At 43.7% G+C, this 22,446-nt stretch carries 16 protein-coding genes; 14 read left to right on the top strand and 2 right to left on the bottom strand.

What is annotated here, in order from left to right:
• Window positions 1-359: 359 nt before the first annotated feature.
• A complete protein-coding gene (locus Q5873_RS00720; RefSeq protein ID WP_303058910.1) occupies window positions 360-1,397 on the bottom strand; it encodes an Rpn family recombination-promoting nuclease/putative transposase in 1,038 nt (345 codons plus the stop codon).
• Between the two features lie 596 nt (window positions 1,398-1,993).
• On the opposite strand from Q5873_RS00720, the gene Q5873_RS00715 reads away from it, so the two are divergent.
• The 5 genes from Q5873_RS00715 to Q5873_RS00695 all read left to right on the top strand — a co-directional run bounded on the left by Q5873_RS00715 (window position 1,994) and on the right by Q5873_RS00695 (window position 7,319).
• On the top strand, window positions 1,994-3,484 hold the full coding sequence (locus Q5873_RS00715) for a ring-infected erythrocyte surface antigen domain-containing protein (protein WP_303058908.1): 1,491 nt from the start codon (window positions 1,994-1,996) through the stop codon (window positions 3,482-3,484).
• Entirely contained in the window at window positions 3,484-4,560 is a 1,077-nt protein-coding gene (locus Q5873_RS00710) for an ATP-binding protein (protein WP_303058907.1), read from the top strand. Before Q5873_RS00715 ends, Q5873_RS00710 begins: the two co-directional genes overlap by 1 nt.
• An 859-nt stretch (window positions 4,561-5,419) precedes the next feature.
• Complete coding sequence (locus Q5873_RS00705; RefSeq protein WP_303058905.1) at window positions 5,420-6,136, top strand: RNA polymerase sigma factor; 717 nt, start codon at window positions 5,420-5,422, stop codon at window positions 6,134-6,136.
• A 229-nt stretch (window positions 6,137-6,365) separates the two neighbouring features.
• Complete coding sequence (locus Q5873_RS00700) at window positions 6,366-6,605, top strand: hypothetical protein (protein WP_276624827.1); 240 nt, start codon at window positions 6,366-6,368, stop codon at window positions 6,603-6,605.
• A gap of 174 nt (window positions 6,606-6,779) precedes the next feature.
• A complete protein-coding gene (locus Q5873_RS00695; RefSeq protein ID WP_303058903.1) occupies window positions 6,780-7,319 on the top strand; it encodes a DUF1659 domain-containing protein in 540 nt (179 codons plus the stop codon).
• 470 nt (window positions 7,320-7,789) lie between these two features.
• On the opposite strand, the gene Q5873_RS00690 is transcribed toward Q5873_RS00695, so the two are convergent.
• The gene (locus tag Q5873_RS00690; protein ID WP_303058902.1) at window positions 7,790-8,221 is read right to left on the bottom strand and encodes a FliH/SctL family protein; all 432 of its coding nucleotides are present in this window, start codon (window positions 8,219-8,221) and stop codon (window positions 7,790-7,792) included.
• 1,227 nt (window positions 8,222-9,448) lie between these two features.
• Here Q5873_RS00690 and Q5873_RS00685 point away from each other — a divergent pair.
• The 9 genes from Q5873_RS00685 (at window position 9,449) to Q5873_RS00645 (ending at window position 22,416) form a co-directional block, all read left to right on the top strand.
• Window positions 9,449-11,344: a hypothetical protein gene (locus Q5873_RS00685; RefSeq protein ID WP_303058900.1), complete on the top strand. Its 1,896-nt coding sequence runs from the start codon at window positions 9,449-9,451 to the stop codon at window positions 11,342-11,344.
• A 51-nt stretch (window positions 11,345-11,395) separates the two neighbouring features.
• The gene (locus tag Q5873_RS00680; RefSeq protein ID WP_303058899.1) at window positions 11,396-12,664 is read left to right on the top strand and encodes a YadA-like family protein; all 1,269 of its coding nucleotides are present in this window, start codon (window positions 11,396-11,398) and stop codon (window positions 12,662-12,664) included.
• Window positions 12,665-13,642: 978 nt separating this feature from the next.
• The gene (locus Q5873_RS00675; RefSeq protein ID WP_303058897.1) at window positions 13,643-14,308 is read left to right on the top strand and encodes a helix-turn-helix transcriptional regulator; all 666 of its coding nucleotides are present in this window, start codon (window positions 13,643-13,645) and stop codon (window positions 14,306-14,308) included.
• A gap of 17 nt (window positions 14,309-14,325) precedes the next feature.
• The gene (gene dpaL, locus Q5873_RS00670; protein WP_303058895.1) at window positions 14,326-15,534 is read left to right on the top strand and encodes a diaminopropionate ammonia-lyase; all 1,209 of its coding nucleotides are present in this window, start codon (window positions 14,326-14,328) and stop codon (window positions 15,532-15,534) included.
• Window positions 15,535-15,681: 147 nt separating this feature from the next.
• A complete protein-coding gene (locus Q5873_RS00665; RefSeq protein WP_028255324.1) occupies window positions 15,682-16,992 on the top strand; it encodes a YgeY family selenium metabolism-linked hydrolase in 1,311 nt (436 codons plus the stop codon).
• Window positions 16,993-17,099: 107 nt separating this feature from the next.
• On the top strand, window positions 17,100-18,293 hold the full coding sequence (ygeW, locus tag Q5873_RS00660) for a knotted carbamoyltransferase YgeW (RefSeq protein WP_028255323.1): 1,194 nt from the start codon (window positions 17,100-17,102) through the stop codon (window positions 18,291-18,293).
• A gap of 100 nt (window positions 18,294-18,393) precedes the next feature.
• On the top strand, window positions 18,394-19,329 hold the full coding sequence (arcC, locus tag Q5873_RS00655; protein ID WP_303058893.1) for a carbamate kinase: 936 nt from the start codon (window positions 18,394-18,396) through the stop codon (window positions 19,327-19,329).
• A 23-nt stretch (window positions 19,330-19,352) separates the two neighbouring features.
• Window positions 19,353-20,681 carry a putative aminohydrolase SsnA gene (gene ssnA / locus Q5873_RS00650; protein ID WP_303058891.1) on the top strand — a complete coding sequence of 443 codons (1,329 nt, stop codon included), beginning with the start codon at window positions 19,353-19,355 and terminating at the stop codon, window positions 20,679-20,681.
• Between the two features lie 46 nt (window positions 20,682-20,727).
• Window positions 20,728-22,416: a selenate reductase gene (locus tag Q5873_RS00645; RefSeq protein WP_303058890.1), complete on the top strand. Its 1,689-nt coding sequence runs from the start codon at window positions 20,728-20,730 to the stop codon at window positions 22,414-22,416.
• Window positions 22,417-22,446: the final 30 nt, after the last annotated feature.

Here is a 22,446-nt window from a genome sequence, read left to right as displayed (position 1 = left end):
TGTATCATGAATTTTTTTATAAAATCACTATGTACGGTAGAGGTATGTGTATATTGTAAAAGATAAAACAGTTTTTTTACAAGCGATGTCCATATATCTCAGAGGTCAGGTCTTGCGAAGGAATATATAAAAGAAGGAGACTATCAGCAGCGAAAGCTCGGTCTATCGAAGAGCGTTTCTTATGCTGATAGTCTCCTTTCTTTTCCTCGCTGGAAGAAAAAGTATCCTACGATAGCTATGCAGAATGCCCTTCGTAAGACCGAGCTTCAAAGAGCTATCGTAGGATACTTTTTTATCTATTTCATTTCATTCGTAAGACTTAACTACCAAGACATGAGTTGTCCTCTTAGTTATACGGGTTATAGTAAATTGTGTTCTTTGGCGAGGGCGAGAATTTCTTGTTCGGATAGAGAGGTACATTTAACAATTACATTGAGAGGTATTTGTTCCCGTAACATAGATAAGGCAATTTTTTGCGCACGAATATTACTTCCCTCTTCGCGTCCAATGGCGATTCCTTCACGAATACCATCATTATGTCGCACCAGTAACTCCATTTCGTAGGTCATATAGGCCACCTCCTGTGTTTCACTGAATTTTATATTAGTTAATTCTTCATCAATTTCTTTTACAAAGTCACCATGAATTACATGGGTATGTATATATTGTAAAAGATAAAAGAGGTCTTTATCAACCTCCGGATATTGATCCGGTGTAGCATCGGCAGTTCCTACCGTACTATTTAGAAAAATTTTAGTTGATTTGTCTTGAATAATATCTCGTGATTTCTTTGTCCAGCACGTTTTGCATTCATACAAAGGCTCACTATGACCAAGAAAATCAAAGGTACATATAAAAATGATATACGTCGTGCGAAGATTTCGGTAGTCGCTGCCCTTGCTGAACGTATCAGCATCAATCATGCTTTGGTAGTAACGTGTTCGTCCGCCTAATGCTTCCGGTCCTTCATTGGTACATTGCATCTCAATGTCATAAATGTTTCCATCCATATCGGTTACATACACATCCAGTCGTACCCCTTTGCTGTCACGACGCATGTCGATAACTTTCTCCGACTCGGGAAAGCTGATGTCCGCGATAGTCAGGCCAAGAATTTTTTCTATCAGACGTTTACAAATCCGCTTATTGCGCATTACTTTTTCAAAAAGAAAATTATCTGTAATGGTTAGATTCTTCCATTTTTCGCGTAAGGCTAGTTGCGTTTCGTAATCGATTACATCTTCATGGACTAATAAAGATCCAGTAAGTGACGCGTAAGAAAAATGGGTATTAGTGTTGGTAGCTTCACCTGCGGATATGTTTGTTATATTTGATGTAGTGTTTACCGTATCAGATAGAATGCTATCCGCTTTAAAAGAAAGTTGTTTGGTAATCATATAATCCCTCCTTACTATTAAAAGTACGAGGAGGAAGTGTTGTTGTCCTGTGTAACTTTTGAACTGTTCATTATTCTACGCTCAGTGCTACTACGTACTCTCGGTGTTGGTCAACACAAGTGTTCCTTCCTTCTCCTCGCTAGAAAAAAGTATCCTACGATAGCTATGCAGAATGCCCTTCGTAAGACCGGGCTTCAAAGAGCTATCGTAGGATACTTTTATATTTATCTATCCATTTTCCAGATGTGACCAATCAATCTATATGTGGGACTTTTTAGCTTTTGCGTCATTGATTACACGTTGGATAGGATTAATTACATATTCGGTGGTATTAAATGAATGTTCGATGATATTAATTTCTTTTGTTTGTACATATCCATCGATCGGAGCAGTACGCATAGAGTTTTTATAATTTTTATTTCTTGATGAAAGAAGCGTTCAATGCAGATGTATGCTGGGTTTATTAGCTTTGATGCAAAATTAAAATAATAGTATAATAAAAAAGTATGGGAAATTATGTTTAAAAAAGGGGTCGTTTTTGCCTGTTATAAGTGAAGGGGTAATTTTCCCCGGTAGATTTTAGGGAGGTACGACTCATGAATTACATCGAAGAAATGAACGCGTTTAATGTTTGGATCACATTGCATCCGGAGGTGTCGACATCGGCGCAAGTGCTCTGGTATGTGTTGATGCATTATAACAATACATGTTCTTGGAAAAAACAATTTTCCGTTCCCATGTCGATGCTGATGACAAGTACGCGATTGAGCGAATCCTCAGTGAAACGAGCAAGGCTTGCGTTACAGAAAGCAGGGCGCATTCGATACAGTGTACGTCCGGGTAAGAAAGCGACAGTCTATGAAATGATTTCTATGGAAGAGGAAGGGATTGTGACCAGCTTTTTATCAGGCAACAGTGCTGCGATTGCTGTGGACATGAGTGATAGCGAAGAAATTCTTAGTGAAGAAATTGGTAGCGAAGAAATTGATAGTGCGGGCGTAATTAATTTGGCTGAAGAAAAAGATGATAAAGATGCTGTTAGTGAAGAAGTTGTTAGCGAAGAAGATGTTAGCGAAAAAGTTGTTAGCGAAAAAGTTGTTAGTGAAGACGTTGCTATTGCGGATGCAGGTAATGCTGATCAGTGTATTTTGCAAAACAAAAATCAATGTGATATGCCAAAGGAAGATCAATGTGATTTGCAAAACAACGATCAAACTATTTCACAAAATGAAGGGAAACATATTTCTAAAAATGAAGGTCAAAGCGACTGCTTAGGTGAACGCCTACCCGAACGCCTACCCGAACGCCTAGCCGAACGCCTACCCGAACGCATACTTAAACTAAACGAAACTAGACTAAACATCTCTAAAGAAAGTACAAAGAAAGGTAGCGAAGCTATCCTTGTAGAGCCCCAAGAGAATACATTTGAAAATGCAGAAGAGGATATGTCGCAATCAATATCCGAATCTAAATCAAAATCTACAGCGAAGCCTATAGCGAAGTCTACATCAAAGTCTGTAGCGAAGTCTGTACCGAAGTCTGTATTGGATTCTACATCAAAGTCTGTACCAAAGTCTGCATCGAAGTCTTGTACGGATGACGAAGAGGCACCGTTTGTTCCGCCAACGCTGGAGATGGTGCAGGCGTATTGTAAAGAGAAGGGCTACCACATTGATCCGGAAGCATTCATGGCGTACTACGATGCGGTAGGTTGGTCTGTGGGCAAAAAGACGATGAAGAGTTGGAAACGAGCGGCTGCTTACTGGGAACGAAATGAAAAGAAGTGGAAAGCGGAAGCGAAGGAACGGCGGGATGCCTATCGCTCACAAGGGTACGGATCTCGGTCACAAGGGTATGGTTCTCGGTCACAAAGGGATGGATCTCGCACTACGGGATATGCTAATGGCAACGGTAACAGAGACGGCTCCACAAATTACAGCGGAACGGGAGAATCCACAACCTCTAGCAGAACAGGCTGCGCTAGACGCTTCTACTACCACGTGGCAGGAGTCGGGTTAACAACAGTGGAAAGGAAACCGGCACCGCGTCGCACTTTTCACTATCACCGAGCAGGAGGCGATGACTAATGGCAGGGATGCAGTCCATGGAAAGCCTACCGGCGTTAGCGGCATTGGCGCAGCGTATGAAGTCGTCTTCGGAAATGAATACTAAGGCAAGTGCAACCGATGGAACAACAGTAACACCGACAAATGGTATAACAGGTGGACCGGCAGAAGGTAGAACAGCAGCACCGGCAGAAGGTAGAACAGTAGCACCGACAGAAGGGGCAACAGCAATCATTATGGCCAAGAACATAACGGAGATAGACGACATGTTCAGGGAAGATCGAAAGCGCATTGCCGCTGCTTTGAAGCGGGAGCATGTGATACTGGACGAAGCGGTGGCGAAGAACGACAACTACTTTTTGCGCCTTTTGGAATTTACTCGCAGCAACGAACACTGCACCTTTCATTGTCCGGGGCGGGAGAAGTGCGACAGTACCATCAAAGGCTACACGGCAAAGATGGATGCCCACGGCTATCTTTCCTATTGCAAATGCAAGGCCGGCGATACGTACTGGGATATTTTATCTACTGCTCAAACTAAGGCAGCAGCCCATATCCCGGCGTTGTACAAGACGATGACCTTTGCTAATTACAAGAAGACGAAGGAGAATGAGGATGCCCTTGCCTATGCGAAACAAATGGTAACCGAAGAGAGTCCGGCAAAGGGACTCTTCCTAACCGGACCTACGGGGATTGGCAAGACGCATTTGGCAGTAGCTACCTTGCAAGCGTGTCTTGAAAAAGGACGAAGCGGTGCATTCTGTACGGTGCCGGTATTGATGGAACGACTGCGTGACTGCATGGCGACGAATGAAAGAAAATCCGTGTACCTCGATCGATTGGCACAGGTGGATCTTTTGGTGCTTGACGACTTCGGGGCGGAGCACGATACGGACTGGGTGCGCGAACAGCTGTTACTTATCATCAACACCCGTTATATGGAAGGACGTCCTATGGTGATTACGTCTAATTTGATGATGGAAGACTTTGAAGCGAGCGGTGATATTGCGAGCCAACGCATTTGTAGTCGCATCGCCGGTAGTTGCGAAGCCTTTGTATTGAAAGGGTCGGATAAACGGATGGAGATGTTGTTTTAAGGGGATAATTTCCTCTGTATGCCGTTTAAATTATCGCCAACGATAATCTATGGGGGACGGCCCATTAAACCCATACAGCGCAAATAAACGCAATTACAATTCAATTTGTGGTAAGCTAGCACGTTAAAAAAGACAGCCTGATGGCTGTCTTTTTTGTGTGCAATATTTTTTGTTGTGTCAAAATAAATCCGAATGGGACCCTGTGTGCTTCAAATCTTTTCGAAATCGGTTTGAAGCAATACTATCAAGCTTCATTGTCTATATCCCTTACTAAAGAAGCAAAGCTATCATATCGTTTATAGTTCTCCGGATGAGCTTTCATTTCCTTATATTCTTCTAGTGCTTCTCGGGTGTTAGCGTTGAGAGGATTGCGACGGACATCAAAAGGAATTCCATCACAGCGTACTGCACTCTTTAGGAACATAGTGATGGCAATTGTAAGCAACCATGTACTTTCATTTTTAAGTAGCTATTTACTTTCAAGAAGTTATAATTATAAATAAAAATGACAATAATATACAGCTGAATTGAAGGACAGTCGGACACAATCGAAAGAATTTCATAATTAGGTAGATCTAATAATGGAGTTCTTTTTTTGTGCTCTAAGTAAGAAATGCTTTCAATAACTTGATAAAAATAAATCATATTTCATATTTTTTTAGGAATTTGGAAAAAAATTAAAAATTCATGTTTAAAATCACTCGATTTTTTGCCTGTATATAGTGAAGGGGTTTTTAAGAGAGAAGAAAATAGTAAGCAATGTTGATTGTAGATTGAAAGGAGATACATATAAAATACAAAATGTATAAATTTAAATATTTTTTTAAAGTTGTAGTTTTAAGGAGAGTATTAATAGGCAATGGAATGTAAACAAACAAGAAAACAGAGTCATAAGAATGGTAAATGTGTACAGGCTAATAAAAAGAATCGCAAGAAATGGGAGAAAATTAACGAGAGGGATAATTGCTTGGTGACACTGGCGCAGCAAGGCAACAACAACGCATTTAATGCTTTGGTTTGCTTGTACATGCCGTTGGTATATAAAACAGATACCTACCAAGATGTGGGCGGTGTTAATGATGACATGTTTGACTTGCTTCTTATTGATATGGTAGATGCCATTAAGACGTACGATGTGGGTGGCAAGTATTCCTTTACACAACATATGTGTCATTCGTTGAAAACAAGTCGTAAAAAAGCGGTTCGTGCTATTAAAGCACTGGCTGATGTAGAGGCGCTATTTGATGAGGGCACAGCGGATCCGGCGGCCATACCGGTTGGTCATGAGGAGGCCGATGATACGAATCCGGAATCTATTTTATATGATGGCCTGATAGCCAAGACTCTGGCCGATCTGGTCGAACAGCTGCCACCTCACGACAAAGAGTTTATTTGTAAGTATTATTACGACGACATTCCTGTATCTATTATTGCTCATCAGTTTGGTGTATCGCCGCAAGCGGTGTACCAGCAACGGCAACGATGCTTGGATAAGCTGGGAGTGTTGATGAATGAACACAAGTGCTTACAGTATATGAAAACGTGGCTTTACAAACGAGGCTATTGTCAATTGTAAGTCTAGGCAAAAGACGGAGTAGTGAAAGGAGGTGAGTGCCATGAAGCCATTGCGTAACATCGGTCACAAAAGGAGGTGCGTAGTCATCAAGGATGTATTTTAAGTTTAGTATTGTACATCTATTTTGAGTTTAGTATTGCAAATGTATTGTGAAAGTAAAGTATTGTGCGTGTATTGCGATGACGGTTTCGACGCGTTGTGATACAAGGATGAAAAGGAGATTATAGTTATGATTAGTACACACCATAAAATTACCGACGTGATTAAAATGAATTTTACCGATGATACGACGAAGATGTCTTTAAGCGTGCCCATTAGTATGCCGCGAGACGGGCTTACTATTGAAGAAGTGGATGAAGTAGGTCGCTTCATTGCTATGGGCGGTTTCTTCGTTGACTCTGCAGGACTCGTGGCTACGCGTTATATTTGCGCGCATAAGGAACATACAACCGTGGAAGAGATGAAATAGTTCATTCGGTTCTACCTTTCGTCAAATTCTGTAGTAGAAAAGACGGGTGATGACATGTCGATAAAAGAATTTGTCAAGCTGCTGGTAGAGGTGATAGCAGCGGTGATTTTGAAAAAATTATAAGGAAAGATACCATGCGATGATGTGAGTGAATTTGTATAAGGAGCGATAGATATGAGTGAAAAATTAAATGATGTTAACGAAAAAGTTATGGAAAGCGCAGTTACGAACGGTGTGATGCGTGAAATGAATAGTGATGGTAGCGATGTTGAACGTGACGATGCTATGGCGATTGGCGCGGACGGTAGTGACGGCGTTACCTCAGAGTCCGGTACAGTTCGTGCGCACGCAGAGGCTGAAGCAGGTGCGTCCCCGCGTGAAGATGGCAATGTAATTGATCATGCATCTAATGATGAATCTAACGATGGTGCTAATGATGAGTCGGAGGATGCGTTCGATGATGAAACGGAAGAACGTGGTCCGTCTTGGGATGTAGTGGTAGCGGCCACTAAGGTGCAGCTTCGTTTAAATATGGAAAGTGAAGGGGCATCAAAGGTAAAATTAGTGGCTTTTAATAACATTAGTCCGAAGAAGACGGATGAAGAGTTAAATATTCTTTGCGATAAGTTGGCGTCGCTCTTTGCGTATCCTTCTGTTGGGTTCGTGCGGATCAATACGATTACATATAAACCGCAGAGTGTGTTGTTTAAATAATAGCGTGATGCCCGCTTATCTTCGCGGTCAGGTCTTGCGAATGACGCGCTTCCGATAAGCGGGCATCACTTCTTCTGGGAGGGAGAAAGGTTGGTATGAAGCGTTTCTTATATTGATGAGCCGCTGTTTTTCTCGGTGCTTCCGATAAGCGGGCAGCACTTTTATTTGGTGAGGGGGTGAGGAATGGAAGGTTTGATGTAATTTTTGTGAATGTTTGGTTAATATAAGTTTGGTTATATAGTTATAGGAATTCTCGAAGCTTAACAGATAAAATTTAAAGCGATGCTCATATATCTAAGAGGTCAGGTCTTACGAATGAACACATAAAAGAAGGAGACTATCAGCAGCGAAAGCTCGGTCTATCGAAGAGCGTTTCTTATGCTGATAGTCTCCTTTCTTCTCCTTACTAGAAGAAAGAGGAAAGAGGGGCACTCAGGTATCAACATGAGTGCCCCTCTTAGTTATATGGGTTACAGTAAATCATGTTCTTTGGCGAGGGAACGGATTTCTTGTTCTGATAAGCCGGTGTATTTGCTAATTAAAGCTATGGAGGCTTTGTCCTCCAACATGGATATGGCCATTTTTTGCGCGCGCAATTGACTGCCGGCAGCTTGTCCTTGCTTTAGCCCTTGACTCAGTCTCTCTTTGCGTCCAGCAGCTAATCCTTCCTTACGTCCAATGGCAATTCCTTCACGAATACCATCATTATGTTGCACCAGTAATTCCATTTCGTAGTCTATTATATCTTCATGGATTAATAACGATCCAGTAGGTAACGCGTAAGAAAAATAAGTATCGGTGTTGGTGGCTTCATCTGCGGATATATTTCTTCTCTTAGACACGGTGTCTATTCTATCAGACGTAATGCTATCCACATTAGAAGAAAGTCGTTTGGTAATCATATAATCCCTCCTTACTATTAAAAGTACGAGGAGGAAGTGTTGTTATCCTATGTAACTTTTGAACTGTTCATTATTCTACTCTCGGTGCTAGTGCGTACTCTCAGTATTGATTTATAAAAGTCCTATATATGAATGCTATACGTCATGACTTACGGAGACTATTTTATTTTTACAAAAATTTATTATAATTTTATAAAATATATTTACAGAATAACATACTCTTTAGTATAATACTACCAGGTAATTATTTTATCTCCTCGCTATGTCATTTTCACAATACGATGACATAACCCTATATATAATTCCCACACATGATACGACACTCTAATTATATATAGAATAGAATAATTACTACACACAGCGGAAGGCACCTATGTCAGATTCAATGACCCCTTGACATAGGTGTCTTCCGCTGTGTTTCTTTATGATTTGTATGAAAAGATATATGATTAAAATAAGGAAGTTGATAGATAGGTAAATAATAGTACATGAATTGTATAAACGTTATAACAAATAATAAATATAATTTATAAAAAATACTTTACATATATATGCATTCTTTAGTATAATGACTGTGGTAGTTATTTGAAGCACTGTATTGTGTCATCTTCACAACCTCGTGACATGCTATAGTTCTATATATTTTTCCCAACAACCTAAATATATAGGCTTAAGTAATTACCGTACAGAGAGAGTACCTATGCTATATCCAACACTCTTGTCCCCACTGCATAGGTGCTCTTTTTTATTTAAGTATCATATAGTATATGGACATGGATGCTATATGTATCTTGTTAATGTATTTCCTCGATATTTGTGTATGTGAGGAGTTATACGGAAAAAAGAAGAGCTTTATATAGAGTGCAGTTGGCACAAGTAGTAGAAGAAGAGAACGGCGGTAATCACAAGTATTTCCGCTGTTCTTTTTCGCTATATTACGCTGAATAACGTCATAAATAAGTAAAATATTTAATTATCTATGGAAATCAAAAAAATACCTAGAAATACCTAGAAATATCTTTACAAAAACCAATGAGTGTAGTTATAATATGAAACGGAAATATACTATGGTTTATATATACTTTAAATTGGCTATAGTGTAGTGAGTTGTGCTTTGTATTTTTTTGTTTTGGGGACATGTAAGGAGATGACGATGAGAAAGGGTAAAAATAAGTTAACTCTTATCTTACGACAGCTTTTCGGAATGGGTCATCCGAAAAGAAAGAATTGTTAACGAAAAGCGTATTATCAGCATTGGTAATAGGGACGGCCTTTACGGCTGTATTAGGTGCAACCTCTACGGTAAGTGCAGTTGAACAGGAGCACAAAGTAGCTGATGTTAATAACCGCATCGCTATGTACATGACCGGCAGTGACGAGGTAGATGCGACGGCGACGAATACGGATGCCATTGCTATCGGTAATGGCGCGGCTGTAACTACGTACGGTACCATTGCTATCGGTGCCAATACCGGTGGTATATCTACAGATAATGAAGAAAAACAGGCGAGTACAGCAACAAATGCTATCTATATTGGTCATGAAGCCGGTAAGAGCACATCCGGGGAGTCAGTGGTAGCGATTGGTTCTACGGCAGGTGGCAGTGCAGCCGAGGCAGACTATCTGATCGCTATTGGTTGGCAAGCCGGTTATACGCAGCAAGGTGCTAAGAACATACATATCGGTGGAAATACCGGTTATGAGCAGAAGGGTACAAGAAATATCAACCTAGGCAATCAAAGCGGTATGGAGACGGAAGGCGATGACAATTTCTTTGTCGGCTCCGAAGCAGGGTACCAAGCACAAGGCAGCGGTAATATTATGATCGGTAAACGGGCCGGTACAAGATGGGATGATGTCAATGATGAGGTATCTGAAGGCGTACTGCCAGTAAGGGGAAATAATAATATTTTCCTAGGTGAAATTAGTGGTCGATCTGCCTTAGGCGATGATAATGTTGCTATTGGTCGAAATGCCGGTGAGGCAGTAGTTGGTAATAATAATTCGGCATTAGGTCATGATGCGCTTAACTTGGGCAAAGGCGAAGCCAATACTGCGGTTGGTCATAAGTCGATGTATCAGTCCAGTACGGCGCGAAGCGTAGGTATAGGGGACCAAGCCGGTTATATGATGGAAAACTTAACAACCCAAGGAACAAGTAATACCGGTTACACCTATACGGCACTTGATGGTAGTGCGCAGGCCAATGCTATCGGCAATGTGGCCGTTGGTTATAAGGCAGGCCGTTTGGTGAAAGGCGAAGGCAATACCTTTATCGGTGACGGCGCCGGTGTAGGCAATCAAACTGCGGATGCTATCGAGAGTCGTCAGAAAGAAGTGAACTATGCGGTAGCCATCGGAGCGAATGCTACTACCGTAGGCAATGAAATGATTGCGATCGGTAGAGAAACCGGTGTAGGCTCTGATAAGAATGCCAAGTCGGTATTTATTGGTTCCGGTGCCGGTGCAAATAGTCATGGCAATGATAACGACACTCGTAATGTGTACATTGGTGAACAGGCCGGTAAAGAAGTGACCGGTGCTTTAAATACAATGACCGGCGTTGAAAGCGGTATGAACAGTACCGGTAATCGAAATGCTTTCTACGGATACCAGGCCGGACAAAGCAATAGCGGCGGCAACAACGTAGCTGTCGGTGAACGGGCCGGACTCAATACGTTATCTTCCAACATGGTAGCTATCGGTAACGGTGCCGGTGTCATGATGGATAATTTAAAAAACACCGGTTCATTACAAGCTCTTGATGGCGGTAGTATGTTGACGGCAGTCGGCAATATTGCTATCGGTGATAAGGCGGGTCGTTTGGCTAAAGGTCAAGGCAATGTGTTCTTAGGAAGCGAGGCCGGTGTAGGTCAGCAGGATGCCAGCAGCAAGATGGAACAGAAAGAAGTAAATAATGCTATCGTGGTGGGTACCAAAGCAAAATCTACCTCGGATGATACTATTGTGTTGGGGCGTGAAAGTGGGATAGCTGACGATGCGGAAAACTCTATTGCGATTGGTAGTGAAAATACTATTACGAATGCTCAGGTAGTTGCATTGGGGAATGGCATTACTACTACGGCAGCTAACTCTGTATTTTTAGGCTCCGGCAGTGCGTAGGTTGCCGATGATGTAGACCGTACGAAAGGCACGGCTAATGATTACACTTCTATGGGCAATGGTGAACACAATTATACATTTGCCGGTGGCGATCAAGTTGTTGGTGTAGTCAGCGTGGGTTCCGGCACAGCTACACGTCGTATTCAGAATGTGGCCCCGGGCTTTATCGGTGTACATAGCACAGATGCTATTAACGGTAGCCAGTTGTATGCGGCTATGAATGCGCCGGTATATATTTATAATTCTGGTACGAAACAGGATACTTATAAACCGGGAGCGGCCGTAAATAAATTTACCTTAAGCAATATGCGCATCGATTTTGGCGATGGCTTGAAGGCGGAACCTATAACTGCTAATGGTAATGAAATTGTGTATGTAAGCCTTGATAAAGATGCGTTAGCTAACGATGATCGGTTCAAAGGACCGCAAGGTGAAACCGGAGCTACAGGACCACAAGGACCGCAGGGTGAAACCGGAGCCACAGGACCACAAGGACCGCAGGGTGAAACTGGTAAATCTGCTTATGAGGTATGGCAGGCTGCAGGTAATCAGGGAGATGAAAAGGATTTTATTGATTCCTTAAAAGGTAAAGACGGCATTGACGGTAAGGACGGCTTCGGTGGTTCCACCTTTATTACCGGAGATGGTACAGCTATTACCAAGGTAGGCGATGGTATTTACAAAGCATCTGATGTTAATCCTGATGGTACGGTTAAGAATGGTGCGGTGAAGCTTGATACGCAATCACTTGGTGATAAACCATCGCAAGCATTGACAGATATTAACGGTTCTACGAATACTCCTGTAAAATTAACCAATGTAGCTGATGGTGAAAAAACTAAGGATTCCACCGATGCAGTGAACGGTGGTCAGCTCTATGCTGTTGAGCAGAAAGTAGATACTAATACGGAGCGCATCGGACAGGTAGCACAGCAGGTTGGTAACAATACACAAGCTATTCGCGATCTTCGTAAAGAAAGTCGTAAGGGCGATGCGATGAATGCGGCTCTTGCTGCTCTCAAGCCGGTAGCCTATAACCCGGCAGAACCGACACAGATTATGGCCGGCGTAGGTACATATCGCGGTGAACAAGCAGTTGCTGTTGGTGCGGCACATTATGTAAATGGTCGTACTATGCTTAACGGTGGTATTGCTTATGCAGGTAACTCTCATGTTATGGCCAATTTAGGTGTAACATGGCGCATCGGTAGTGGAGAGGTGCCGAAAGCTACTTCTGAATTTGAAGATGAAGTGAAAGAGTTACGTGCTATGGTAGCTGAGTTGAGAGAACGTTTAGCTGCTATCGAAAAGGGTAAATAGTAGCTATCTATTACAACTGTGAGTGGGATCACGTTGTAAAAGAAGATTGGGTATATATAATAAATAAAATAAACTCCTGGAGGATGAGTTGTAATAGTAAACTTGTCCTACAGGAGTTTTGTTTATATGATTCACAGTAGATTATGTTCTTTGGCGAGGTCACGGATTTCTTGTTCGGATAGAGAAGTACACTCACTGATCAATTGAATAGGTAGACCTTATGTCGCACCAGTAATTCTATTTCGTAGGTCATATAGGCCACCTCCTGTGTTTCACTGAATTTTATATTGGTTAATTCTTCGTCAATCTCTTTTACAAAGTCACCATGTACAGTATGGGTATGTATATATTGTGAAAGATAAAAGAGATTTTTTACAAGCGATGTCCATATATCTCAGAGGTAAGGTCTGACGGATGACACTCTTTCGATATATGGACACCGCTTTCTTTCCTCTGGAGGGAGAGAAGGAAGTAGACTATCAGTATAAGAAATGCTCTTCGATAGACCGAGCTTTCGTTACTGATGGTTTACTTCCTTTTGCTTACTACATTCTCGTATCAATGGTGTACCAAACAAATTTTTTGGTGGATTTTCAAAACAAACCTAACGAATTGTTAGGTAAAAGTTATAAATCAAAATAATTTTTATGTTAGTGATGATTAAAAGACATAGCATATGCAAGAAGTGAAATTAGGATAGAGAGAACAGAAGAGATAAAAGAAAAATCGCATAATCACTGACTTTGTTGAATTTTATTGATAAATTAATAATGTATATCCTATAGAAATTCGATTAAATTCTTTACTGTGATGAAGAAAATTTTCTAATAAACATATAAAGTGTGTTTAATTATAACCAAACAGCAATTGTTGTATGCCAAACTGTATGTTATGATGTGGCCATAGGGAAACCTAAAAAATTGTTAGATTGATTACCAAAAACAATAGGTAAACCAAAAAGATTGTTAGGGAGGGCCTATGCAATATGGTTTAAAGCAACTGGAGCAAATCGCTCATGGGCTTGCGATGCAATTTGGTAGCTCGTGTGAAGTGGTTATCCATGATGCGAGAACAAAAGGCATGGAAGGCACCATTGTTTGCATAGAAAACGGCGAGATATCCAATCGTCGCGTAGGTGATGGACCTTCCCATGCAGTACTGGAAGCCATTAAAAGTGGCGACAAAGAGTTGGCTGATCGGTATGGATATTTAACAAGAACCAAGGACGGTCGCGTGTTTCGGTCCAGCACCATTTATATCAGAGATGAAGACGGCAACATTCATTATGTATTCTGTATCAACTCGGATATTACGGATTTGTTGAATCTGCAAAAAGCGGTAGCCGGTATTACCGGTAGCACGGGGCTTACGGAAGGTCCCGCGGAAAAGCCGGATGCGGAACGAATTACCACTAGCGTAGCGGACTTACTGGACGATTTAATTGCGCAGGCGGTGGCCTTGGTGGGTGTACCGGCTGGTGAAATGACGAAAGCCCAACGGTGTCAGGCGATTAAATATCTCAATGATGCCGGAGTGTTCTTAATATCTAAGGCAGCCGATAAAATTACTGATTACTTTGGTATTTCAAAATTCACGTTATACAGCGATCTTAATTCGGTAAAGGAAAAAGACGCCGCATTATAAAGGAGGAGTACAACGGAATGGATGCAATGAAATGGGTAGTTAACACGATGACGAAGTCGGAGGATACGAATCTGGCGATTATGTCCATCGAAGAAGGGGAAAAAGCGAGAGCCTTTCATCAAAGCTTCCCGCAGTATGAGGTAACTCCGTTGACGGAGCTGCCGCTGATGGCGGATCATCTCGGTCTCGGTACCTTGTTTGTAAAGGATGAGTCCTATCGTTTTGGTTTGAACGCCTTTAAGGTGTTGGGCGGATCCTACTCCATGGCTAAGTATGTAGCTCAGAAATTGGGTAAGGACGTATCGGAATTAACCTACGATGTATTCACTTCCGAAGCGCTCCGCAAGGAATTCGGACAGGCGACCTTCTTTACTGCCACTGACGGCAACCATGGTCGCGGTGTAGCGTGGGCAGCTAAACGGTTAGGTCAAAAGGCAGTTATCTTTATGCCGAAGGGCACCACCGAGACGCGCTTAAAGAATATTGAAAAAGAAGGCGCTACGGTTACTATCGAAGAGTTAAACTATGACGATTGCGTACGTAAGGCAGTAGCGGAAGCCGCTAAAGTTGATAACGGCGTAGTGGTTCAAGATACGGCTTGGGACGGCTATGAAGAAATTCCGAGTTGGATTATGCAGGGCTACGGTACGATGGCATTGGAAGCCGGCGATCAGCTTAAAGAAAAGGGCGTTATGCCGACACACATCTTTGTTCAGGCCGGGGTTGGTTCCTTAGCTGGCGCGGTTACCGGATATTTCACTAATCTTTATAAGGATGCACCGGTAAAACCGAAGATTATCGTTGTGGAAGCACAGGCAGCCGATTGCTTGTATCAAGGCGCTTTGGCCGGCGATGGCAAACCGCGTATCGTAGGCGGTGACCTTCAGACGATTCAGGCCGGGCTTGCTTGCGGTGAACCGAACACGATTTCTTGGGATATCCTGCGTAACCATGTGGATGTATTCGTATCTGCTCCTGACTGGGTAGCGGAATTGGGTATGCGCATGACGGCAGCACCGCTTAAAGGCGACAAACCTATCGTATCCGGTGAATCCGGTGCGGTTCCGTTCGGTACGGTAGCGGCAATTATGACGATGGATGCGTATAAAGAGCTGCGTGATGAATTAGGTCTTGGCAAAGATTCTAAGGTGCTTTGCTTCTCCACCGAAGGCGACACGGATCCGATTCGCTACAAAGAAATCGTATGGGAAGGTAAAAACTTCTAAGACAATAGCGACACAATTACCGTTACGTTATGGATAGTAACGGTAGCCTCAACTAAGTAATACGAATGAGTAGTGCAGGACTTGATATACACTTTTAATACATAGAACACATGTAAAGTAGGTTGGACACAGAGGAGGAATTTTACAATGGATTTTGAAGCAATTAAAAAAGCGGCACAGGGATATGAAGGCGCTATGACTAAGTTCTTACGCGACTTGGTTCGCATTCCGGGCGAAAGCTGCGATGAAAAAGGTCATATCGACCGCATCGCCGAAGAAATGCGTGCCGTTGGCTTTGATGAAGTTGTCATCGATAAACAGGGGAATGTACTTGGTTACATGGGTACCGGTAAAACATTGATTGGCTATGATGCTCACATCGATACAGTAGGTATCGGTAACCGCGATAACTGGGAATTCGATCCGTATGAAGGCTATGAAACAGAAACCGAAATCGGTGGTCGTGGCGTATCCGACCAGATGGGCGGTATCGTATCCGCTGTGTACGGTGCTAAGATTATGAAGGACTTAGGTCTTTTAAATGATAAATATAAAGTGCTCGTTACCGGTACGGTACAGGAAGAAGACTGCGACGGTCTTTGCTGGGAATATATTATCAAGGAAGACGGTGTTCGTCCTGAATTCGTAGTATCCACGGAACCGACGGACGGCGGTATCTATCGCGGTCAGCGCGGTCGTATGGAAATCCGCATTGACGTTAAAGGCGTATCCTGCCATGGTTCGGCTCCGGAACGCGGCGATAATGCGATTTACAAAATGGCCGATATTCTTCAAAACATTCGGGATCTTAACGAAAATGATGCCGAAGAAGGTACGGAAATTAAAGGTCTCGTAAAAATGCTCGACCCGAAATATAACGATCAGTGGGAAGAAGCTCGCTTCTTGGGTCGCGGTACGGTAACGACCTCCGAAATTTTCTTCACGTCCCCGAGCCGTTGCGCCGTAGCCGACTCCTGTGCAGTATCTCTTGACCGCCGCATGACGGCCGGTGAAACTTGGGAAAGCTGCCTCGATGAAATTCGTGCATTGCCGGCTGTTAAAAAATATGGCGACGATGTAAAAGTATCCATGTACCAGTATGATCGTCCGTCCTACACCGGTCTTGTATATCCTATCGAATGCTACTTCCCGACCTGGGTTATTCCGAAGGATCACAAAGTAACGGTAGCTTTGGAAGAAGCGTATAAAGCATTGTACGGTGAAGAACGCATCGGTGACTCCACGACTATCGAAATGCGTAAAGCTCGTCCGCTTACCGATAAATGGACCTTCTCTACAAACGGTGTATCCATCATGGGCCGTAACGGTATTCCGTGCATCGGCTTTGGACCGGGTGCGGAAGCACAGGCACATGCGCCTAACGAAAAAACTTGGAAAGAAGACCTTGTACATTGCGCCGCTGTATACGCAACCTTACCGGGCATGTACTGCAAATAAAATCCTATACATACCGACGGCGACCTTGTGTCGCCGAGGCGGTGTGACTAAGCAGATATAATTCAGCAGATATGATAATAACTATACATTGAAAAGAGGATACAACAATGACTGATTTCAACAAAGCAATTAAAGATTTAGAAAAATTGGATTTCAAAGGCATGTTCGGTGATGATTTCTTCCTGACTTGGGAAAAATCCGAAGATGAATTAAAAGCTGTTTGGGCTGTAGCCGATGCTCTTCGCGCTCTTCGCGAACGCAACATTTCTACGAAAGTGTTCGACAGCGGTCTCGGTATCTCCTTGTTCCGCGATAACTCTACTCGTACTCGTTTCTCCTTTGCTTCGGCTTGTAACTTGTTAGGTCTTGAAGTACAGGATCTCGACGAAGGTAAATCGCAGATTGCTCATGGCGAAACCGTACGTGAAACGGCTAATATGATTTCCTTCATGGCTGATGTTATCGGTATCCGCGATGATATGTATATCGGAAAAGGGAATGCCTACATGCATGCTGTAGCTGATGCAGTTAAGGAAGGTAACGAAGACGGCGTATTGGAACAGCGTCCGAACCTTGTTAACCTCCAGTGCGATATCGATCATCCTACACAGTGCATGGCCGATGCAGCACATATCATCAACGAATTCGGCGGTCTTGAAAACCTTAAAGGCAAAAAAATTGCTATGACTTGGGCATACTCCCCGTCGTACGGTAAACCGCTTTCCGTACCGCAAGGGGTAATCGGTCTCTTCACTCGCCTTGGCATGGAAGTTGTATTGGCGCATCCGGAAGGCTATGAAGTAATGCCGGAAGTAGAAGAAGTAGCTAAGAAAAATGCACAGGCATCCGGCGGTTCTTTCCGTCGTACGAACAGCATGGAAGATGCTTTCAAAGATGCAGACATCGTATATCCGAAGAGCTGGGCACCGTTTGCTGCTATGGAAAAACGTACCAACTTGTACGGTGAAGGCGACATGGAAGGCATTAAAAAGCTGGAAAAAGAATTATTGGAACAGAATGCACAGCACAAGGATTGGGCTTGCACCGAAGATATGATGAAATTAACGAAAGATGGCAAAGCATTATACTTACACTGCTTGCCGGCAGATATTACGGGGGTAAGTTGCGACGAAGGTGAAGTAGATGCTACTGTATTCGATCGTTATCGCGTACCGCTTTACAAAGAAGCAAGCTACAAACCGTATGTTATTGCGGCTATGATTTTCTTGAGCAAATTCCAGGATCCGGTAGGTCTCTTAAAAGAATTAGAAGAAAAGGGAACTAAACGGGTTCTCCGCTAAGAGAGACGAGAGCTACTTGGGGTTCCCAGGTAGCTCTTTATGTTTACAAAAAAATGAAGCTTATAGATATAGAAGCACAGGTATTAATTGAGGTGGAATTATGAAAAAACGTGCTGTTATCGCCTTAGGCGGTAATGCTTTGGGAAATACATTGCCGGAACAGATGATTGCCGTAAAGGGAACATCTAAGGTTATCGTCGATTTAGTGGAAGCCGGCTATGATGTGGTAGTTACGCATGGTAACGGTCCGCAGGTAGGCATGATTAATAACGCTATGGCAGCATTGTCTAGGGAAAATCCGAAGCAGCCGAATACGCCGTTATCCGTATGTGTGGCCATGAGCCAAGCATACATCGGGTATGATTTGCAAAATGCTATTCGCGAAGAGCTGCTCAATCGAAACATCAAGGATTTGGCAGTGTCGACTATGGTAACGCAGGTACGCGTGGATGAAGAAGATCCAGCGTTTCAGCATCCTACAAAACCAATCGGTCATTTCATGACGGAAGAAGAAGCTAAGTATGCGGAAGAACATTACGACTACAAATGCGTAGAAGATTCCGGTCGCGGCTGGCGCCGTGTCGTAGCTTCGCCGGCACCGGTAGAAATTGTGGAATTGGAAGCAATTAAACAGCTCGTTGGCAAACAATTGGTGATTTGCTGCGGCGGTGGCGGTATTCCGGTTGTACATAACGGGAACCATTTAACCGGTGCTTCGGCGGTTATCGACAAGGATTGGACCAGTAGCTTGTTGGCATCGGAAATTGATGCGGATGTTTTCATCATTTTGACGGCCATAGAAAAAGTAGCTGTAAACTTTGGCAAACCCAATCAGCAATGGCTGGATGATATTACCGTAGAAGAAGCGCGTCAATATGCGGCAGAAGGTCAGTTTGCCGCCGGCTCCATGCTGCCTAAGGTGGATGCAGCGATTAAATTTGCGGAAAGTAAAAAAGGTCGTACGGCTATTATTACACTTCTCGAAAAAGCCCGTGAAGGTATTGAAGGTAAAACGGGGACTCGAATTCACTTATAAGCCGTTACAGGAAGGAGTTACCTATGATTTTGCTTGGTGAAGGCACAGTAATTACACGGGATCCTGCCAATCCTATCATCACCCGCGGGGCAGTGGTAATGGATAAGGGAGCCATTGTGGAAGTCGGTGCGTATGATACATTGAAAAGTAAGTATGCGGATGCGACCGTTGTAAACGCGCACGGTAAATTGATTATGCCCGGATTTATTAACGCGCATCATCATATTTATTCGGCTCTTGCGCGCGGGCTTAGCATCCCCGGTAATAATCCAACCAATTTTAATGAAATATTAGAAGGCTTATGGTTTTTCCTCGATCGCCATTTAAAGAAAGAGGACGTGTGGGCCAGTGCGGTGGCTACCTATCTGGCGTGCATTGAAAACGGCGTGACATCTATTTTTGATCATCACGCCAGTTATGGGGAAACGGAAGGGTCCCTTAGCGTGATTGCCGATGTAGCGCGTCAATTCGGCGTGCGTTCCTGTCTTTGCTATGAAGTAAGCGATCGCAACGGCCATGAAGAAATGGAAAAAGCGGTAGCGGAAAACGTACGCTTTGGCAAGGAAGCGGCTAAGGATCCGGCGCATTTAGGTGCCATGTTTGGTTTACATGCATCGTTTACATTAAGCGATGATACGTTGGCGTATGTAAGGGAACAAAATATAGATAAGTTAGGCTATCACATTCATGTAGCGGAAGGTATGGCCGATGTGGATGACAGCTTGGCCAAGTACGGTGTACGGACGGTGGAACGGTTGTATCGCCAGGGCATTTTGGGCGATCGCACGATTGCCGGTCATTGCATTCACGTCGATGCGGAAGAAATTAAATGCTTACAAGAGACAAAGACGACGGTGGTACATAATCCGGAAAGCAATATGGGCAACGCTGTGGGGGCACCGGACATCCTGGCACTATACAAAGCCGGTGTACGACTTGGTCTCGGTACGGACGGCTATACCAGTGATATGCTGGAATCGTATAAGGTAGCCAATTGCTTGGTAAAACACAGAAGCGGATTACCGAATCAAGGGTGGACGGAAATTCCTACCATGCTCTTTGACAATAACAGAGACATTGCCGGTGATTTCCTCAATGCCCGGGTAGGCATACTGAAGGCGGGAGCGGCAGCGGATGTTATCGTAATGGATTACACGGCACCGACGCGATTAGATGCAACAAATATAAACGGACATTTGTTGTTTGGCGCCAACGGTATGAATGTAATCACCACGATTAGTGACGGTGTTGTGCGCATGCAGGATCGTCAGTTGGTGGGTATGGATAAAGAAAAGCTGATGGAAGAGGTACGCCGCGTGGCGGACGGACTTTGGAAGCGGCTGTTGGCGTAAGACGGATGAGTATCCGGTATCTAATTAGACAAAGGAGAGTGTCCTTATGAGCGACATTATGTATCCCGTATGTTTTGATACCTTAATGAATCATATTTTTAAGGAATATGCGTTGCATAACCGTATTTTTAATGTGGAGTCAATACATCGCTATGAAGGAAGCGATACCTTATCGGCTTTCGGCGTAACGATGGAGAATCCCTTGGGACCGGCTGCCGGTCCTCACACACAGCTGGCGCAGAATATTGTGGCAGCCTATGTGGGCGGGGCGCGTTTTATCGAGTTGAAAACCGTACAGACCATGTACGGCGAAGAACTGGGCATTCCTCGTCCGTGCATTAACTCTAACGATGAAGCATATAATGTGGAATGGTCATCGGAATATCGCGCTGATGAAGCCATGAACGAATATATCAAAGCATGGTTTGCGGTAAAGCTTATCAGCAAGGAATTCGGCTTTGGCGATCCGAACGGCTTTATCTTTAATATGAGCGTAGGCTATAACCTCGCCGGTATCAAGGATCCGTTGATCGATGGTTTTATCGAAAATCTAAAAAAAGCAGGGGCTACCGAATGCTGGCAGAGCTGCAAGGCGTGGGCGTTACAAAATCTTCATCGCTTCACCAATGTTGATGCAGCTTATGTGGAAAGCATTAGCGATGAAATTTGCCAGTCTATTACGTTATCAACCATGCACGGTTGTCCGGCCAATGAAATTGAATCTATTTGCGAATATCTCATTACGGAAAAGAAACTGAACGTATATCTGAAATGTAATCCAACGCTGCTCGGGTATGACACGGTACGCGAGCTACTTGATGCAACGGGCTTTGATTATGTTACCTTTGATAAGCATCAGTTCGAAGTCGATCCGGGAATGAATGATGCAGTGCCGATGATTCAGCGTCTTCAGAAAGTGGCGGAGGGCATTGGCAAACAGTTTGGCGTGAAGCTGACGAATACCTTCCCGGTGACGATTGGACACGGTGAATTGCCGGGCGAGCAGATGTACATGTCCGGTAAGTCCTTGTTCCCGTTGACGATTTCTGTAGCCGCAGCGTTGGCCAAGGCTTGTGACGGTAAATTGGCCATTTCTTACAGCGGTGGCGCGGATCGCAAGACGATTAAACGCATTTTTGCTGCCGGCATTTGGCCGGTAACCGTATGTACGACGCTTCTTCAGGGGGCCGGCTACAATCAGCTGGATGCCTTGGCGAAGGAAGTGGAAGCCGTAGACTATGGCACGGTGGGAACACTTGATGTAGCCGCTATTGAAGCATTGGCAGAGGAAGCCAAGAGCAACCAAGCCTTACATAAAACAGCGGCTATGCGCAAAAAGCGCGATGCCAAACCGGGCTTCCAAGATGCGCGTTCCACGGACTATGCTTGCAAGATTACTTGTGGCAACTGTGTTCGCGTATGCCCGAACAGAACTAACGAAATGATTACCGTAGATGGTAAAAAATTGATTATACATATTGATGAATCGTGTAACGAATGCGGCAACTGTGCTTGTAATTGTATCGAGCCGTGCCAACCGTATAAGGATCGCTTGACGCTCTTCCTTGATGAAGCGCGGATGGAAGCCAGCACGAATGATGGTTTCTATAAAGAGGGAGATCGGTGGGGCTTCCGCTTTAAAGGGCAGCGTGGCGTAGCGCCGTTAGCGGATGTACCGGCGGAGCTGCAACCGATTATTGCAACGTTTGAAGAAACGATGCCGTATTATTTCTAGCCTATGTGCATAATGTAGATAAATATTACA

This window comes from Veillonella magna, assembly GCF_959600285.1.
GTDB lineage: Bacteria > Bacillota > Negativicutes > Veillonellales > Veillonellaceae > Veillonella_A > Veillonella_A magna.
Note: the sequence above shows the minus strand (reverse complement) of the source record. Positions and strands in the feature narration are given on the sequence as shown.

Coding starts and splice junctions, on each gene's coding strand:
- arcC (WP_303058893.1), top strand. CDS start 18,394: ATGAAAAAACGTGCTGTTATCGCCTTAGGCGGTAATGCTTTGGGAAAT.
- Q5873_RS00645 (WP_303058890.1), top strand. CDS start 20,728: ATGAGCGACATTATGTATCCCGTATGTTTTGATACCTTAATGAATCAT.
- Q5873_RS00705 (WP_303058905.1), top strand. CDS start 5,420: ATGGAATGTAAACAAACAAGAAAACAGAGTCATAAGAATGGTAAATGT.
- Q5873_RS00720 (WP_303058910.1), bottom strand. CDS start 1,397: ATGATTACCAAACAACTTTCTTTTAAAGCGGATAGCATTCTATCTGAT.
- Q5873_RS00695 (WP_303058903.1), top strand. CDS start 6,780: ATGAGTGAAAAATTAAATGATGTTAACGAAAAAGTTATGGAAAGCGCA.
- Q5873_RS00665 (WP_028255324.1), top strand. CDS start 15,682: ATGGATTTTGAAGCAATTAAAAAAGCGGCACAGGGATATGAAGGCGCT.
- Q5873_RS00710 (WP_303058907.1), top strand. CDS start 3,484: ATGGCAGGGATGCAGTCCATGGAAAGCCTACCGGCGTTAGCGGCATTG.
- dpaL (WP_303058895.1), top strand. CDS start 14,326: ATGGATGCAATGAAATGGGTAGTTAACACGATGACGAAGTCGGAGGAT.
- Q5873_RS00700 (WP_276624827.1), top strand. CDS start 6,366: ATGATTAGTACACACCATAAAATTACCGACGTGATTAAAATGAATTTT.
- Q5873_RS00715 (WP_303058908.1), top strand. CDS start 1,994: ATGAATTACATCGAAGAAATGAACGCGTTTAATGTTTGGATCACATTG.
- Q5873_RS00675 (WP_303058897.1), top strand. CDS start 13,643: ATGCAATATGGTTTAAAGCAACTGGAGCAAATCGCTCATGGGCTTGCG.
- ssnA (WP_303058891.1), top strand. CDS start 19,353: ATGATTTTGCTTGGTGAAGGCACAGTAATTACACGGGATCCTGCCAAT.
- ygeW (WP_028255323.1), top strand. CDS start 17,100: ATGACTGATTTCAACAAAGCAATTAAAGATTTAGAAAAATTGGATTTC.
- Q5873_RS00690 (WP_303058902.1), bottom strand. CDS start 8,221: ATGATTACCAAACGACTTTCTTCTAATGTGGATAGCATTACGTCTGAT.
- Q5873_RS00680 (WP_303058899.1), top strand. CDS start 11,396: ATGGGCAATGGTGAACACAATTATACATTTGCCGGTGGCGATCAAGTT.